The 17,230-nt window shown below is 58.2% G+C and carries 11 protein-coding genes and 1 pseudogene; 4 read left to right on the forward strand and 8 right to left on the reverse strand.

Features of this window, described 5'->3' with window-relative positions:
- A partial coding sequence (gene dnaE / locus ACFE7X_RS18290; RefSeq protein ID WP_375437130.1) for a DNA polymerase III subunit alpha occupies nucleotides 1-2,531 on the reverse strand: 2,531 nt, incomplete at its 3' end.
- Nucleotides 2,532-2,650: 119 nt separating this feature from the next.
- Nucleotides 2,651-4,339: an FG-GAP-like repeat-containing protein gene (locus tag ACFE7X_RS18295; RefSeq protein ID WP_375437131.1), complete on the reverse strand. Its 1,689-nt coding sequence runs from the start codon at nucleotides 4,337-4,339 to the stop codon at nucleotides 2,651-2,653.
- Nucleotides 4,340-4,695: 356 nt separating this feature from the next.
- On the opposite strand from ACFE7X_RS18295, the gene ACFE7X_RS18300 reads away from it, so the two are divergent.
- Nucleotides 4,696-5,769 carry a fatty acid desaturase family protein gene (locus ACFE7X_RS18300; RefSeq protein ID WP_375437132.1) on the forward strand — a complete coding sequence of 358 codons (1,074 nt, stop codon included), beginning with the start codon at nucleotides 4,696-4,698 and terminating at the stop codon, nucleotides 5,767-5,769.
- A gap of 100 nt (nucleotides 5,770-5,869) precedes the next feature.
- Here the strand turns inward: ACFE7X_RS18300 and ACFE7X_RS18305 are convergent, their stop codons facing one another.
- Complete coding sequence (locus ACFE7X_RS18305) at nucleotides 5,870-8,158, reverse strand: LysM peptidoglycan-binding domain-containing protein (RefSeq protein ID WP_375437133.1); 2,289 nt, start codon at nucleotides 8,156-8,158, stop codon at nucleotides 5,870-5,872.
- A gap of 282 nt (nucleotides 8,159-8,440) precedes the next feature.
- Here ACFE7X_RS18305 and ACFE7X_RS18310 point away from each other — a divergent pair, with 282 nt between their 5' ends.
- The 3 genes from ACFE7X_RS18310 (at nucleotide 8,441) to ACFE7X_RS18320 (ending at nucleotide 11,822) form a co-directional block, all read left to right on the forward strand.
- Entirely contained in the window at nucleotides 8,441-9,307 is an 867-nt protein-coding gene (locus tag ACFE7X_RS18310) for a chromate resistance protein ChrB domain-containing protein (RefSeq protein ID WP_375437134.1), read from the forward strand.
- A 103-nt stretch (nucleotides 9,308-9,410) separates the two neighbouring features.
- A complete protein-coding gene (gene chrA / locus ACFE7X_RS18315) occupies nucleotides 9,411-10,742 on the forward strand; it encodes a chromate efflux transporter (protein ID WP_375437135.1) in 1,332 nt (443 codons plus the stop codon).
- Nucleotides 10,743-10,784: 42 nt separating this feature from the next.
- The gene (locus tag ACFE7X_RS18320; RefSeq protein ID WP_375437136.1) at nucleotides 10,785-11,822 is read left to right on the forward strand and encodes a DUF1259 domain-containing protein; all 1,038 of its coding nucleotides are present in this window, start codon (nucleotides 10,785-10,787) and stop codon (nucleotides 11,820-11,822) included.
- 96 nt (nucleotides 11,823-11,918) lie between these two features.
- Here the strand turns inward: ACFE7X_RS18320 and ACFE7X_RS18325 are convergent, their stop codons facing one another.
- From ACFE7X_RS18325 to ACFE7X_RS18345, 5 genes and pseudogenes are all read right to left on the reverse strand, one after another.
- Nucleotides 11,919-14,882, reverse strand: coding sequence for a TonB-dependent receptor (locus ACFE7X_RS18325; RefSeq protein ID WP_375437137.1), 2,964 nt, complete (start codon nucleotides 14,880-14,882; stop codon nucleotides 11,919-11,921).
- 192 nt (nucleotides 14,883-15,074) lie between these two features.
- The gene (locus ACFE7X_RS18330) at nucleotides 15,075-15,716 is read right to left on the reverse strand and encodes an O-methyltransferase (protein WP_375437138.1); all 642 of its coding nucleotides are present in this window, start codon (nucleotides 15,714-15,716) and stop codon (nucleotides 15,075-15,077) included.
- Between the two features lie 88 nt (nucleotides 15,717-15,804).
- Complete coding sequence (locus tag ACFE7X_RS18335; RefSeq protein WP_375437139.1) at nucleotides 15,805-16,263, reverse strand: YDG/SRA domain-containing protein; 459 nt, start codon at nucleotides 16,261-16,263, stop codon at nucleotides 15,805-15,807.
- A gap of 9 nt (nucleotides 16,264-16,272) precedes the next feature.
- Complete coding sequence (locus tag ACFE7X_RS18340) at nucleotides 16,273-17,031, reverse strand: M16 family metallopeptidase (RefSeq protein WP_375437161.1); 759 nt, start codon at nucleotides 17,029-17,031, stop codon at nucleotides 16,273-16,275.
- Nucleotides 17,032-17,082: 51 nt separating this feature from the next.
- Nucleotides 17,083-17,163, reverse strand: a pseudogene (locus tag ACFE7X_RS18345) (hypothetical protein); the annotation flags it as partial.
- Nucleotides 17,164-17,230: the final 67 nt, after the last annotated feature.

A 17,230-nucleotide genomic window follows, 5' to 3' on the forward strand; every position in this document is an offset into this window, starting at 1 on the left:
GCCTCATTCTCCACAAAAAGCTGGCGCGGCGTACCGATAAAGTCGCCGGGCGCGAGCTGCCCGATTTCCGTCCAGCCGCTTTCGGTCAGCACTTTGTGGTCGGGCGTCATCGTGACGGATGATCCATCGCGCAGGCGCACCCGCACCACGTCGCGCACGCCGTTGTCGAAAAAGTGCGTGGCCGTTGCCACGGCCGGGTTCAGGTCAGCGTCCACACCCTGCACCTTGAAGCTACCCACGCGGCCGGCCAGCTCATCGATGCGGACGCGGGCGCCGGTTTCGGCGTCGTGCACCAGCGTGTCGCCGGTCACGCAGATGCCCTGCGAGTAGTGCAGAATCGGCTCCAGCAGCTCGTGCGGGTACTCGACCGGCTCGCGGCCGTGCTTGCGGTTGATAAAGTTGGGGATGAACTGCATCGGGCCGGGCCGGTAGAGCGCGTTCATGGCAATCAGGTCCTCGATGTTGGTCGGCTTGAGGTCCTTGAGGTACATGCGCATACCCTCGGATTCAAACTGGAACGTACCGATAGTGTCGCCGCGCTGGTAAAGCTCGTAGGTTTTCTGATCGTCCATCGGAATTTCGTCGATGTCGATTTTGATGCCGTGGTTCTGCTCGATGAGGTTGATGGCATCGACGATGATGGTGAGCGTCTTTAGACCCAAGAAATCCATCTTCAGCATCCCGGCACTCTCAATCACCTTGCCGTCGAATTGCGTGACGAGCAGATCCGAGTCCTTGGAGGTGGAAACGGGGATGTACTTGGTGATGTCGTCGGGCGCGATGATGACGCCGGCGGCGTGGATGCCGGTGTTGCGGACCGAGCCTTCTAGCTTCTCGGCGAGGCGCAGAATCTGGCCGCGCAGGTTATCGGCCGCATCGTCGCGCCGAATCATATCCAACTCCTGGTTTTCGGCAAAAGCCTTGGCCAGCGTAGTGCCTACCTGGTCGGGCACCATTTTCACCAAATCGTTGGCGACGGGCAGCGGCAAATCCATGGCCCGAGCCACGTCCTTGATGCTGGATTTGGCCGCCATGGTACCGAAGGTGATAATCTGGGCCACCTGCGTTTTGCCGTACTTATCCACCACGTAGTCGATGACTTTCTGACGGTTCACGTCGTCGAAGTCGATATCAATATCAGGCATCGACACGCGCTCCGGGTTCAGGAAGCGCTCGAACAGCAGCGAGTATTTGATTGGGTCGATGTTGGTGATGCCGATGCAGTAAGCCACGGCTGAGCCCGCCGCCGAGCCCCGGCCCGGCCCTACGGCCACGCCAATGTTGCGGCCGTGGTTGATGAAGTCCTGCGTGATAAGGAAGTAACCCGCAAACCCCATCGTTTCAATCACGCGCAGCTCGTAATCGAGGCGTTCCTCGATTTCGGGCGTGCGCTCTGAGTAGCGCCGCTTGTCGCCCTCGAAAGCGCCCTTGAAGGTTAAATAGCGCAGGAAGGCGTCGGCCGTGGGGTGCTCGGCGGGCAGCGGGAAATTGGGGAGCAGAATGTCGCGCTGGAGCTTGGGCGGCGTGATTTTGTCAACGATTTCGTTGGTGTTGTCCACGCTTTGCGGCACGTCGGCGAACAGCGCGTTCATCTCCTCTTGCGTTTTGAAGTAGAACTGGTCGTTGGCGAAGCCGAAGCGGGAGCGGGGCCGCTGGCCCTGGGCTTCCTCGTCGATGCGCTGAAGCTGGCGGCGGATGGTGGCATCCTGCCCCGCGAGGGGACGCAGGTTGTCGAGGTGGTCGTAGTGGACTTTGTTGTCCTGCGAAATCAGCCGGAAATACTGCGTCTGAAAGTCACCAACCGGAATGCTGTGTTCTTCGCCAGTGTTCACGCAAAGCAGAATATCGTGCGGCGCGAAGTCGGTCTGCTCGACGTAGTGCGAGTCATTGGTGCAGATAACTTTCACGTTGTGCTTTTTGGCCAGGCCAAGCAGCACTTGATTCACATCCTCTTGGCTTTTGCCGGTGCCGTCGAAGTTCATCAGGCCGTGCCGCTGAATCTCGATGTAGTAGTCGTCCTCGAACACGTCGAGCCACCACTTCAGTAGCTCCTCGGCCTTGGCCTCGCTCTCGAACAGAATGGCCTGCGGAATCTCGGCGCCAATGCAGCACGAAGTAGCAATCAAGCCTTCATGATACTTCAGCAGAATTTCCTTGTCGATGCGCGGAAATTTCGAGTACACGCCCTCGATAAAGCTCATCGAGCAGAGCTTGCTCAGGTTATGGTAGCCGGCCTGGTCTTTAGCCAGCAGCAGCTGGTGGTAGCGCTTGTCTCGCTCGCCTTTTTCGCGGCTGAACGCTTTTTTGTGGCGGTCGGCTACCATGTAGAATTCGCAGCCCACAATCGGTTTCACGTTGTACTTGTTGGCTTCGGCCACGAAGTTGAAGGCCCCGAACATGTTGCCGTGGTCGGTGAGGGCCACAGCAGGCATGCCATCGGCCTGGGCCTTTTTCATGAGGGCACCAATGCTGGCTTGGCCATCAAGAAGGGAATACTGGGTGTGGGAGTGCAGGTGCGAGAAGACGGCCATGGGCAACAGGCTCCGCGCCGTTAGGGCGCAAAGCGGACAGTAAAGTTACCCACGAAATGGCGGCAAGGAAAGATTGCGCGGCAACAGGTTTTTGTTACTACAGCACCAGCAAGTTTTCGCTATTTGATTTGGAGGCGCTGCGTGGTAGGCGCCTGCCCCGCTACGCGCACGGTCAGCAGGTATAGGCCGGCGGTTAGATTGGAGGTAGCTAAATCGGTAGATAAACCCCAAAATGTTTGCTGGCGTACCGGCTGGCCTAACGTGTTGTAGAGGGTAAGTTCGGCGCTGGCGGTGGTAGGCAGCTGTACGCGCACCCCGCGGTTATCAGCTGGGTTCGGCCAGAGCTGAAAAGCACCAGCCGCGGGCCGCCGCGTGGCAGTAGGCATAGCATTGCTGTTCAAGCGCGAACTAAGCGTAGTAACGCCCGGAACGGCAATAGAAGCTCCGTTGGCTGAAAGCAAATCCAAGTCGCCATCATTGTCGAGATCAGCTAAGGCAACAGCATGCGGATTGCCGCCTACCGCCACAGTTGAAGCGCCAACAAAGGTGCCATTACCGTTATTGAGACTCAAACTGACCGCAGTAGCGCCTAGATTAGTAATGATGTCCAGATCCCGGTCGCCGTCTACATCGCCGAGAGCTAGCTGGGTAGGAGCATTGCCTACCGGTACGTTGGGCCCGGCTACAAAGGAAGCATTGCCCCTGTTATGCCAAACGCTAACGTAGCCGTTCGGCAAAAAAGCTGGAATCAGAACATCCAGGTCGCCATCAGCATCTAAGTCACCTACTGCTACAGTCCCATCGTAGCCACCGATAGGTAGCTCCTGACCCGTGCTAAAGCCACCCTGCCCATCGTTGAGACGAACACTAACGCTGCCTTGGCCCCCCAGATTGCCAGTCAGGAAGTCCAAATCACCGTCCTGGTCGAGGTCACCGAAAATCAATTTGCGCGGGTTGTTTCCCACAAGTACTTGCGTGCTGCCCGAAAAAGTGCCGGTCCCGTTGTTGGAGAGCAGATTTATTTGGGAAGAGAAGCTGGTGCTAAACAATAAATCCAAGTCGCCATCAGCGTTTATATCGCCAAGGGCTATCAACCCGATGCCACCTGATCCAGCTGAAATGGTGATGGGTGCCAGGAAGGTGCCATTGCCCGTATTGCGGAGCAAGCTAATGCCGGCGGTTGCGCTGCCAGCAGATAGCACATCCAGGTCACCGTCGCCATCCACGTCGCCCGTCGCTACAAGTCCCTGCGGACTAACCGTGGTCAGGGTTCTACTCTGGGTGAAGAGGCCAGTGCCATTATTGAGCAGCAAGCCCAGCGAATTGGTGTTGAAGCCAGGCAGCAGCACATCGACGTCCCCATCGTTGTCAATGTCCCCTACGGCCATATCCTTGGGGGCAAACTGACTGGTGTTGGTCGGGGCGTCTGCGCCGCCCGTGAAGCGCCCGGTGCCGCCCGCAACGGCGGCCGTGAATTGCCACACATGCCCCCGCCCGCCCAGGCCGGTTAGCACCGCCGTGAGGGTTTCGCCGGCCCGAAAGTCGGTGGTCGGGTCGAAGGAAACGCTACTGCCGGTTAAGGTGGGGGCTCCCGCTTTCTGGCCCCCGGCTTGCGGACTGAACACTTTCAGCGTGGTACTAGCCGGAAGCATCTGCGACGCAGTAGCTTCCACGGTGGCCGCACGGGGCACGGCCAGAGCGTTACGAGCGGGTGCTACGCTGACGACCGTAGGCTGGGCCAGGGCCGGAACAGCGAGCAAAGCGGCGACACTTAGTGCTGGAAGCGAGAGGGGTAGAAATAGTCTCATTGCAATCGTAGAAGGAAGAAGTTGCTTAGCCTATATAGATAGGCAATAATAAGCCAATAGTAAAACTCTTCAGAACACTTGCTCGAGCACAAAACGAGTTATCTTCTCGTCTGTTTGAACCTCATCCGTGTGAAACTGGTTACCTTGGGCAACTCAACTATATACAGCCGGCATAAGCCAGCAGTAGGTTAGCAGCCTCTCAAGCTGCCTTCCTTTCGTTCACACCGCTATACCCGTCGTTTTATACTCGGTTGCCCGGCATACGGCATGGTCTGCGAGTTGCTATTTGTATAGCTGTGGCTGCTATCTAGCTTTCGCATCACCCACGACCGAGTTTATCGGTTAGTATTCAGTCAATGAAGCATCTGGTTGCCCTCACCGATCCGGTCTACGACCAGACGGCTCCTGTCTCCCGTTTCGACCGGTTTCTGTTACAGTTCATTCAAGACAAGCGGGATTTGCCGTTTCTCTACCTCATTCTGGAAATATCCTGCACGCTGTTGCCGCTGGCCGCGCTGCTGTTCTGGCCTAGCCTCGACAACCGCGTGTGGTGGGGCGCGCTGGGCGTGTACATGTTCTTAACCACGTTCTATTTCAAGGGGCCATTTGGCCTGATGCTGCACTGCACCAGCCACCGCATCCTGTTCAAAAAGAAGTACGCCAAGCTCAACCACTACATTCCGTGGGTGATTGGGCCGCTGTTTGGGCAAACGCCGGAAACGTACTTCACCCATCACATGGGCATGCACCATCCCGAAAACAACTTGGAAGACGACGAAAGCTCCACCATGGACTACCAGCGTGATTCGCTGGCTAGCTTCGGGCGCTACTTGGGCGGGTTCTTTCTGGTCGGGATTCCGCGGCTGGCGCTTTATCTGACGCGCACCCAGAAAAGCAAGTTTCGGCACCGCCTGCTGCGGGGCGAAATACTGTATATCCTGGCCTGCATCGGGTTGGCTTTCGTGAACCTGCCGGCCACGTTTGTGGTGCTGGTTTTGCCGGTGATAGTAACAAGGATAGTGATGATGCTCGGCAATTGGAGCCAACACTCGTTTATTGATGCCAACGACCCCGGTAACTGCTACACCAACAGCGTGACCTGCATCAACACCAAGTACAACCACAAGTGCTGGAACGACGGCTACCACATCAGCCACCACCTCAAGCCCGCCCTGCACTGGACCGAGCACCCTGCTTATTTCCTGAAAGAAGTGGAGAAGTACGCGCAAAACGATGCCATCGTGTTCGACGGCATTCACTTCCTGCACATCTTCGCCTACCTGATGACCCACCGCTACGACCTGCTGGCCAAGCACTTCGTGAACCTCGGCAACCGCTACACTTCCGACGCCGAAATTATGGCCATGCTTAAGTCGCGCACGCAGCGTATCGTGGCAGTTCCCGAGCCCGAGCGAGTGGCTGCTTACTAGTTGGCTGATGAGAAGACGACAACCTAGTTTCTACTGTATGAGGTAGTAATATCGATAATCAAAAAGAGCCAGCTGTATAGCTGGCTCTTTTTGGTGGTTGCTACTTGGTTTGGGTCTGCTTTGCTGGCCGGATAATCAATACGTCACCGGGGCGCACATTGAAATCGGGCTTGTTGTTCCACTCCATAATCTGCTTGATAGTAACATCGTACTTGCGCGAAACGGCATACATAGATTCGCCAGCAGCAACGGTATGGCGCACAATAGCCGGTTCGGCGGCAGGCGCGGGCGCTGCGGCAGCGGGCTTGGAGACGGGTGCTGCGCCGCTTGATTTGGGCGCTACGGTTGCGGTTGAAATAGGAGCAGTTGAAACTGTGGCCGCGGCTTGTGGAGCCGTAAGCCGCAAAGCTTGACCTAGCTGTAGCGAAGGATTGGGGGGTAAGTTGTTCCAAGCAAGTAGATCGGCCGGACGTAGGCCGTAGCGGCGCGCCACTGAATACAACCCTTCTTTTGCTTGCACCACGTGCAAACCGTTGGCCGGTATCCGTTCCACTGGGCCCGCAGTAGGAGCCGCGGCCGGTACTGCGGCGGAAGCAACCGGGGTAGGAGCCGCAGGCTTAACTGCCGTTGGAGCAGTGGCGGGGGTGGTTTTGGCAGGTGCCGCTGGTACTGGAGCTTTACTTGTTGGCGTGGCGGGGGCAGGAGTGGCTTCAACTACTGTACCGCTGCTTGTTTCTTCAGCTACTGGGGTGGGAGTTGAAGCGGGGGCTGCTTTCTTGGCTGGCTGGCCGCTGTATACGCTGCGAGGTGTGGCTGGCGGGGCGGGTGCCGGCGCAGGAGCCGTTACCGTGTCAGTTTGCTCTGGGGCGGGAGGCAGCTCGTTCAGGTTTTCGGTGGTAGCATCGGTGGCGCTGTCGGGTTGCGTTACGAGGCCCGGCGGGGTAGCGGTGGTGTCGATAAGTTCCGGGGTATCTTCCAGCACGCGGGTGGCGTCGGCGGTTTTACCTCGGTAAGGTTCGGTTTCATCGAGGCGGCGCTTTTTAGGCGCTGGCGGTGCCGTGTCGACTGGTGCTGGTTGCGCGGCTGAGGTACGAGCCGGCCGCTCGAAGGCGGCCAGCGCCGTGGCGTTTTTGCTGTCAGCGTATTCCACGGCCACGTCGCGGGGGCGCGTGTGTTGCAACCACAGAATGCGGCCCGACCGCAGTTCCTCGTTGCGAGCCATTCGGTTTTTGCTGAGAATAGCCTTGGCCCGAATGCCGTACTTCTGCGACACCGTAGCCACACTTTCGCCGGGTTGCGCCGCATGGTATTCGCTGGCAGCCTTGTCGCGCTTCTTCTGCACGAAGTAAGGCTGACCGGCTACAATATTGTCGAAGGCGAACAAGTCGTTGTACTGCATGAACTTGCGCATCTTCAAGCCGGCCCGCTGCGCTAGGCTTTCTTTGGTGTCGCCGGGCAAGGCTATCAGCGCCCGGATGCCATTTACGCGCACGTAATCGGCATTCTGTGGGTCTGTCTGGGGCTTGTTCAGTAGTTGGCCGGAAGTGGCGTTTTTCTGCTGCGCGGCAATTGCCGTTAGCTGAATGGCATCCACTACGGGCACCAGAATGGTGTAAATCTTGTCGGAAGGTACCGTAGGTGTGAGCAGCCAACGGTTGTGGCGGGCCATTTCGGCAGGGTCGGTTTGCAGAGTCTGGGCAATGCTGACCAGCGTGAAACCGGCCGGCGCGGGAAATTCCTGGAAAGCGAGTGGGGGCTTGGGATTGTGGCCCACGGCTGGTTCGTACGCTAGCTTGTGTGCCAACGTGGTTAGGATATAGGGGTGCGTTTGCTCGCTGATTTCCAGTTCCGTGGCGTCGAAGTCGGTGGGCAGCGTGTAGGACTTCACGCCCCCAGAACCCAGGTTGTAGCTCAGTAGGGCATCCACCCAATTGTGAAGCGCGGTATTGTTGCGCTTCAGGTACTTGGCCGCGGCGTGCGTGGAAGCCACAATGTGCTTGCGCTCATCCACCACGTCGTTCATGACGAGACCGTAATCCTGCGCGGTTTCGCGCTTGAACTGCCAGTAGCCCACGGCATCGTGAATACTTTGGGCATCGCCTTGCAGTCCACTTTCCTGCACAACCAAATAGCGAAAATCCAGTGGTACGGCCTCTTCCTGCAAGACCCGATCAATAATGGGGAAATAGGCATCAGCCAGATTCACGCGGGCCTGAAACGAGGTGGGGTGCTTGCGCAGGGCGTCCACTTTCTGCTGCACTACTTTGCGCCCGCCGTCGGTGAGGCGCAAGTGCAAACCCGCAAAATCTATTTCGGCCGGAACGGATACGCTTTGGGCACCGGCCAGCAGGGGCCAGCAGCAAAACAGCGTGAAAAGAATTCGTTTCATATATAAAGCAAGCGCGAAGCCCTGGCTGCGCTTCAGTTGCTCACCCAGGCTCCACAACACAAAGAAGCTAAAAAAAACGGGGGAAGTGGCATTCAGTACCCGGAAAAAGCCTATTGGCAGCAGCTTGAAAACCAGGATTAAGAACTATTATTCTCAATTGGAGCACAAGCGTCCGGTGGCAGTAAACCAGCATTTGTTGGGTTGCTGGCGGGCTGTAGTTTGCCTGATTTTTGGATGCCGCCAAGCGCGTCAAACTTACGGTTGGCCCCTGTATCTTCACCAATGTTACCAGTCAGCTTCGTTATGCAGTGGGTTACCCGTGAACACCCCAAAATTGACCGCCTAGCCTGCCCTTGGCTGATTCTACGCTTTATTGACCCGGCCGCCGAGATTCTGTATGTGCCCGCCGAAGCGGTAACAGCAACGGCCACCCAAACGGGCGCGATACCTTTTGATGTGCCGGGCGTGGAATTCACGCATTACGGCCGCGAATGTACCTTCGATTATTTCCTGAAGAAGTACGCCCTCACCGACCCGGCCCTGCACGCTCTGGCTCCCATCGTGCGCGGGGCCGACACCGATAATCACGCGCTGGCAGCGCAGGCGGCCGGACTGTGGGCTATTTCGGCGGGTCTCGCCCACAACATCCGCGACGATCAGCAATTGCTTCAGCAGGGCTTAGTGCTCTACGATGCGCTCTACACTTGGGCCAAGCACCTGCAAGCGCAACCCCACACCCAGCAACCCGAAGAGCAGCTATTGGTGCAGGTGTACACCGCCTATTTGCAACGCAGCAACGACCGAAACGCGCCCCCGCCCGCCTGGACCACCCAGTTGCGCGAGCTTATTCAGGACCACCTCGATACCAACCTAAGCTTGCGCCTGACCGAGGCCGCCGACGCCCTGCAAGTGAATCCGACCTATCTCTCCCGCGAGTTTGCGCGCTACTTCGATAACCTCTCTTTCGGCGAGTACGTCCGCAAGCTGCGCATCGAAAAAGCGCTGGAGCTGCTTGATGCTACCGGCTACTCGTTGGCGGAAATTGCCTACCTAACCGGCTTTTCCGACCAAAGCCATTTCACCCGGATCTTCAAGCAGCACACCGGCCAAAATCCCTCAGCCTATCGTAAAAAGCGGCAACCCAGGTAAAGATTATCCCAGGCGTAAATTCCGTTCTATTTTCCGAGGCCTGCCCACCGTAGCATTGCAGCGTATTGCCCCGCCGGCAGCAAAACGGCCGGGCCCGCGCCGTATGACTCAACTTCTGACTCCCGTTTCCAAACCAACCTTCGCCGAAGCCTTGCGCTTCTGGCTCAAGCTAGGCTTTATCAGTTTCGGCGGGCCAGCGGGCCAAATAGCCATTATGCACACGGTGCTGGTGGAGCAGAAGCGCTGGATTTCCGACGCCAAGTTTCTGCACGCTCTCAACTATTGCATGCTGCTGCCCGGCCCCGAAGCGCAGCAACTAGCCACGTATATCGGCTGGCTGCTGCACGGTACGCGCGGTGGATTGGCGGCCGGCATCCTGTTTGTGCTGCCTTCGGTATTTATTCTGCTGGCCTTGAGCTTGCTTTACGTTACGGTGGGCACGCTGCCGGTCTTGCAAGGCCTGTTTGCGGGTTTGAAGCCTGCCGTGGTGGCGGTTATTCTGCTAGCCGTAATCAAGATTGGGCAAAAATCCTTGCTGAGTCCGTTGCACTACGCGGTGGCGGTGGCGAGCTTCGTGGGCATCTTTTGGCTGAATGTACCCTTCCCGCTGCTGATTCTGGGAGCGGCGGCAGTTGCCCTAGTGGCCCGGCGGTTCTTCCCCGCTCCGGCGGCCAGCGCAGCAGCGCAAAGTCGGGCCGCGCAGACCGAGGAAGGGTACTTTCTCACCACCCAAACCGTGGTGCCTGGTACGGGTTTTTCGGGGCCGCGCCTGCTGCGCCAAGTGGTGGCTGCCGGGGTATTGTGGGGAGTGCCGCTAGGAGTTCTGGGTGCGTTGGCGCCGGATTTCTCTTTTTGGCGCGCGCTGAGCTTGTTTTTCACGCAGGCCGCCCTCGTCACTTTCGGCGGGGCCTACGCCGTGCTGCCCTACGTGGCGCAGGTGAGCGTCGAGAAGCTGCACTGGCTTACGCAGGGCCAGATGCTGGATGGGCTGGCCCTCGGCGAAACCACGCCCGGCCCGCTGATTATGGTGCTGGCTTTCGTGGGCTTCATGGGCGGCTACACGCATTTCGGAGGCTCGTTGGGTTTAGGCGCGCTGGGCTTGCTTGTCACCACCTACTACACTTTTTTGCCTTGCTTCGTCTTCATTCTGGTTGGTGCCCCGCTTATCGAGCGTACGCAGCACAACGTCAACCTCAAGGCAGTACTAAGCGTTATCACGGCGGCGGTGGTGGGCGTGGTGCTGAATTTGGCGGTTTACCTGGGCCGCGCGGTGCTGTTCCCGAGCGGGCACTTCGAACTAAGTGAAATGCACTTGCCCAGCCTGCTTTGGTTTGGGGTGTCGTTGGTAGCCCTGTACCGGTTCAAGGTGAACCTGATTCTTTGGATAGGTAGTAGCGCTGGTGCTGGGTTGCTGTACTATTTGCTAACCAGCTAGCTAGCGTGACCCTATTTTTTATTGTTTCTTCCTCGTTCTTACATGCCCGACCTTCGCTTTTCCCGCCGCAACTGGCTTAAAACGGCTACCCTGGCCACCACGCCCGTATTACTAGGCTCCCTGCCCACACTACCCGCCTGGGCTACCTCGGCGGCCGGCAAAACGCCCGCGCTGAGTTCAACCGAAATTGCCGCTATTGAAGCCGCGCTCGGCAAAAAAGGCACCTACGTTGAAGCCCAGGCCACGCACAGCACCCCGCTGCCGCGCAACGACCTGAAAGTAACCATCAAAGGGGAGCCGGTGCCGATTCCGTTCGGTTTCGGGGGCTGGGTGGCCATCAAGCACACCCTCGACGGCAAATCGGCCATGCTGATGAGTGACACGGTGCTGCTTCAGGAAGAAGTGAACCCGCTGATGTCGGCGGCGCTGGCCAATGGCTTGGAAGTGGGGGCCGTGCACAACCACTTCTTCTACGAGGAGCCGCGCATCTTCTACATGCACATCCACGGCATGGGCAGCCCCGCCGAACTCGCCACGAAATTCGCGGCCACGCTGAAAAATTCCAAGCTGCTGCCGGCCAATCAGCCCCTGGCTGGCGGCAGCTCGGCCGCGCAGTCGGGCAACAATGCCACGCCGGCCGCCACCACTGGCCCCACCGGTAAGGAACTGTTCAACATTCCTACTCTAGATGGCATCGTTAAGTACCAAGGCGTTGTCAATGGCTCCACTTACAAGTACACCGTGGGCCGGGCCGACCTGCAATGCGTGATGATGGGCACGGAAATGACGGCGGCCATTGGCCTAAACTCCTGGGCCGCCTTTGCCGGCAAACAAGCCGACGCGCACATTGCCGGCGACATTGCCATGCGGGAGGCGGAGGTTACGCCCGTCATCAAAGCCCTGCGCGCCCACAACCTAGAAGTGGTGGCCGTACACAACCACATGCTCTTCGACGAGCCGCGCATGATGTTCCTGCACTACTACGGCCGGGGCCCCGCCGCGCAACTAGCCACCGGTTTCCGCGCCGCCCTCGATCAGCTAGGTAAAGCCCCCAACTCAATGGAAGGAATGAAGCACTAAGAAGTTATTTTGAGCGGAATGTCGGAATGACAAACAAAAAGAGGACCGGCTATATCGCCGGTCCTCTTTTTAATTAGTCGTTGTGCCTCTCAGGAACTACAGGTCGCCACCGGGAGGGCCAAACCCGCCGCCACCACCTTCGCGCCGAAAGCCGCCTTCCGGCCGGAAACCACCCGGTGAGCGCTGGCGGTCGGTAGGGCCATCGCCGGGCAGCGCCTCGGGGCGGCCGTTGCCGGCAAAGCTGCGGATGTTGTACGTGAACATCAGCATCAGGTAGCGCTGCAAGATGTTGGTGCGCACGTCCTCAGTGTAAGCGGCGGTGTTGTTGACTTGGATGCTGTTGTTCTGGCCCAGCAAATCAAAGGCGTACAACTTAATTTCCGCCTGCTGCTTAGCCATAAATTTCTTGCCAATGGAGGCATTCCACAGCACGAAGCTCTGGTTGTAGCCCGCCGAAAGCCCTTGGTAGTACTGGTGGTTGATGTCGGATTGCACGGTTACGCCCTTCACGATAATCCACGAGAAGCGCAAAGCCGTGTTTTGCCGGAAATACTGGCGGTTGAGTTGCTGCTGCAAGCTGTTGCGCACGTAGTTCTGGCTGGAGTTCGACGAAATCGTGAAGTCCAGCTCGGGGCTGATGTTGCTGCTCAGCACCACGCCCACCCCACCCGACGGCGTGCGGCTATAGTTCAGCTGCTCAAACACCAAACCCGGCGTTTGCGAATAGCCGACGTTGGCGTTCAGGTTGAGGTTGGACTTGATGAAGGCCAGCGGCAAGCTGTAGTTGGCAAAAGAGCGCAACGAGTACTGCTGGTCCAGGTTGACGGGCCGGGTCAGCTGCCCGCCCACCGGAATTACAATGCCTCCCACCGTCAGGGGCTCGTCGGTGGCGTAGATGGTGCTGTTGGTGATGTAGTTGTTGGTGAGCGAGCCGTTGAGCGCCACAAAAAACGAAGTGGACTTCTCGGGCACCGCCGATGAGTAGCGAATATTGAAGTTGTGCTGGGTGGCCTGGCGCAAATTCGGGTTGCCGGTGGTGAGCTGCAACGGGTTGGAGTTGTTGACCACTTCCTGCAACTGACTGATACCCGGCGCATTGGTGTTCACGCGGTAGAAAAGCCGCAGGTTCTGCTGCCGCGAAAAGTTGTAGCGTAGCATGGCATTGGGCAGCACGTTGAGGAAAGAACGCTCGGTGAGAGCGGGCCGCGGAAATTCCTGGTCGCTGCGAAGCTGGGCGTGCTGCACGGTGGCGCCCACGTTCCATTGCAACTCTTTGTTTTGGTAGCGATAGGTCAGGCCGCCGGCATTGGTCAGGTAGCGACTCTCAAATACGCTGCTGAGCGTGTCGTTGAGCGAGGTATAGGCCTCTTCGCCAGGCACATAGTCGAACGTGCGCTTGTCGGATTGGTTTGGCGTATAGGAAATCCGGTACTCGGCCTGCAATTGGCTGTACTGGCTGATGGGCTCGGTGTAGTTGAGGTTACCGTTCCAGGCCCAGCCGGCTTGGTCGAGCTGCGAAAACTGATTGAGCGCCGTGGTTCTGGTAACCGAGTCGCGGGTGGATTCGGTGGTGGAAAGCAGGGTGTTGTCGCCGTCTTTGGTGTTATACGTGGTATTCACCCCTACTGAAACAGTCCGGCCGCGCTTGGCAAACCGGTGCCGGTACAAAAGCTGGTTGGCCGCCGTAATGCCTGTCAGGGCCGAGCGGTAGCTGCTGTTATTGCTGCCCTGCGTGAAGTCGGGCTCTCCCTCGTTCACTTGAAAAGTGCGCCCATCCAATAGGCTGTTGCCAGTGTTGCGCTGCACTGAAAAGCGCGGCTGCCAGATAACCGAGTTAACCGAGTCGAAGCGGTGCTCTAGGCGCAAATTGAAGCGGTTGTTGATGTTGCGGCTCGTCGAGAGCGAGTTTTCGTTGTAGCGCTGGTCGAGGGGCCGGTCCACGGGCGCCACGTAGCGGCGCAGCAGATTGGTAGAAGCCGTGTTGTCGCTCAGGTTGAAAAAGTAGCTGCTCGTCACGTCGGTTTTGCGGCCCCAGGAGTTGGAGTAATTCAGCCCAATGGCGTGAGTTTTGGAAATACCGCCCGATTGGTTCACCAAAAAGTCGCCGGCATTGTTGCCGCCCCCGCCCTGGCCGCCACCCCCACCGCGGCCCCCCCGGCCGCCTCCGCCGCCTCCCGAACTACCCACCACGCCGAGCAAATCTTCGGTGCCGAAATTCTGCTCGTTGATGTTGTTGCTCTGGGCCACAATTGATAGGCGCTGCTTGCCCTTAAACGAGTTCAGGTTGCCGCTCAACCGGTACCGGTCGTCCTGGGGTCCGTAGCCAGCCAGCACCCGCCCAAATTGCCCGTTCCGAAACTGCGGCTTGGTGACGATGTTGATGGTTTTCTGCTGGTTGCCGTCGTCGAAGCCGGTGAACTGGGCCTGGTCGGAGGCGCGGTCGTACACCTGAATCTTGTCGATAACCTCGGCCGGAATGTTCTTCAGTACGGCGTCAGGGTCGTTGCCGAAAAACTCTTTCCCATCCACCAGCACCCGTTGCACCTGCTCGCCCTGGGCTTGCACCTTGCCGGAGGTGGGGTCCACCGTTACGCCGGGCATTTTGGTGATGAGGTCCTGGGCGTTGGCGTCGGGGTTGGTTTTGAACGAGCCGGCATTGAACTGCGAAGTATCCCCTTTCTGCACTGCGGCAGCCGCTTTGCCCACCACTTCCACGCCCTTCAGCGCCACCCCGCCCGTGCCGAGCGCCAGCACGCCCAAGGCGAGCGGCTGGGCTGTAAGCGTAAGTGGCCGCTGCAACGTTTGGTATCCGAGAAAAGAAATGGTTAGTTGGTAGCGGCCCGGCGCCAAGCCCGAAACGGTGAAGTTGCCGTTTACATCGGCCGCCGCGCCGCTCTTCACCGAGTCGGCGGCTAGGCCGCGTACCAGCACGTTGGCCCCAATAAGCGGAGACTGGTTGGTGGCATCGACAATGCGTCCACTAAGGACGCTGGTTTGTGCCTGGGCAACCCCTAAACCTGTGAATAGCAGTAAGAAAAAGAGCAGTAAACGACGATGCATCAGTCAGGAATAAGGGTTCACTCTGGCATAGACGCAAACTAATCCCGAACGTTTAATTCTATATTCCATAGAATTTATAACGAGCCTTGAATTAAAAGACCTTACCTCCTAATTCACTCGCACCTGGGGCTAGCTGGCCCTCAGCTACACACCCGAACTCGGAGTAACAGCGGAAACCTAATCGAATAGCAACTACAGCTTCCTTACGAGCAACAACCCGTCCCGCAAAGGCAGAAACACATTTTCCACCCGCGGGTCGGCCTGTACTTTGTCGTTAAAGGCCCGGACGGCGTGGGTGTCTTTGTCGGAGGGTTTCAGAGGGTGAGAGTCTAGCACTTTACCGCCCCAAAGTACATTGTCGATTAGCACGAACCCGCCTGTACGTACCTGCGGTAGCACCAATTCGTAGTAGGTGTCGTTGTTGATTTTGTCGGCATCGATAAACACCAAATCCCAGGGACCAACTAGGGTAGGCGCCACCTGAGCTACCGTGCCAATGTGCAAATGCAGGCGCTCAACTAGGCCCGCGGCGGCTATGTAGCGCCGTATTCGGTCTTCCAGCTCGGGGTTGAATTCGATGGTGTGCAGCTCGCCGTCAGGAGTTAAGCCTTCGGCCAGGCATAGGGCCGCGTAGCCCGTAAAGGTGCCTAGCTCCAATACCCGCCGGGGCCGCACCATATAACTGATCATGCTTAGCAGCCGCCCCTGCACGTGCCCCGAAAGCATCCGGGCGTGCAGCAGTTGCACGTGGGTTTCGCGGTTGAGCTGCGCTAGTAGCAGTGGCTCAGGACTAGTGTGTTGGTCGGCGTAGCGTTGAATTTCGTCGTCGGGCATCAAGCAAAATTAGCGTTTCAACGCGACCCGACAGTTTAAACCGCTTAGTCAAAAGCTAGAAAAGAATTGCTAAGTCCAGGCGGGTTGTTCAACCGAATAAGTTTTGGTTCGTAATGGGCACCAGCCGGAATAGCAACACCTGAAAACCAGCTTTTCCTCGCGCGAACTGGTGGCTGACAATACGGTACAGGCCTTCGTAGCGGAAACAGTCACCAGCTTCTGGGTGGGGCACGCGCTGGAATACGCGCACGGGCAGGCCGGTTTCCTGGCTGCGACGTAGCGCCAGGTTGCGGCCCGTCATTTCCTGGTCGGTGACTTGCTTGCCGGTTTGCAAGTCGCGCCCACCGCTGCCAGAATAAACGATTTCGTCTTCACTAAACGCATCGTCCTCGTACGCACCCGCCAGCACAATAGAATCGGCGCCTTCCACTTGGCTACCGCTCACGCCCGCCCGTCGGGGCTTGTGCAGCCCCGTCAAACTCAGCTCCAGCCGGTTAGCAAAAAGGTCGCCCGGCCGATACGTGCCTACATGCCCAAAAATGCGCATACGGGGCAATTACTCCGGCACGTACTGAAGCACGCTCAGATTGTCTTCGCGCAGGATGTCGTTGCCGAGTTCCAGCAGCTCGGAAGACGTGACGGCGCGAACCCGGTCGAAGATTTCATTGATGGATTCGACGCGGCCGATGTCGAGGGTGCTTTTGGCTAGCAGCTGCATCATGCCGCCGTTGCTTTCCTCGGCCATGGCCATCTGGCCCATCAACTGCTCTTTCGAAGTGTGCAGTTGGGCCGTGCCCAGGGCCTGTTCGCGCAGGCGCTTTAGCTCCTTCTGGACCAGCGCCACCGTGCGGTTCACTTGCTTTTTCTCGGTGCCAAAATAGATGCCGAACAAGCCCGTATCGGTGTAGGGCGAGTAGGTGGCGTCGATGCTGTAGACCAGGCCATACTTCTCGCGGATGCCCAGGTTCAGGCGGGAATTCATGCCGGGGCCGCCGAGGATGTTGGTGAGCATGAAAAATGGAATCCGGCGCGGGTCGTTGATGGCATAGGCCGGACCACCAATCAGGCAGTGGGCCTGCGAAATCGGCTTGCGCTCCAGCTTTTCCACCCGCAGGTTGCCATCGAAGGCAGTGCGGGGCCGTGGGCCTAGCCGGGCGGGTAGGGGCGCCAGAAACTTGTCGGCCAGTTGCTTCACTTCCTTGAACGGCAAATTGCTGACCGAACTGAATACTAGTTGGTCGGTGCGAATGTTCTCGGCCAGAAACTGGCGGAAGTCAGCTTGTTGGAAGTTGCTTACGCTTTCGCGCGTACCCAAGATGTTGTGGCCCAGCGAGTGGCCCCCGAATACTACGTCGTCGAAATCGTCGATAATGGCATCTTCGGGCGCATCTTGGTACATCGCCATTTCTTCCAGAATCACGCCGCGCTCTTTCTCGATTTCCTTTTCCGGAAAAACCGAGTTGAACGTAAGGTCGGTGAGGAGCTCGAAGGCCCGCTCGAAATGAGTGCTGAGC

Origin of the sequence: uncultured Hymenobacter sp. (genome assembly GCF_964242765.1) — a bacterium.
In the GTDB taxonomy this organism is placed as follows: domain Bacteria; phylum Bacteroidota; class Bacteroidia; order Cytophagales; family Hymenobacteraceae; genus Hymenobacter.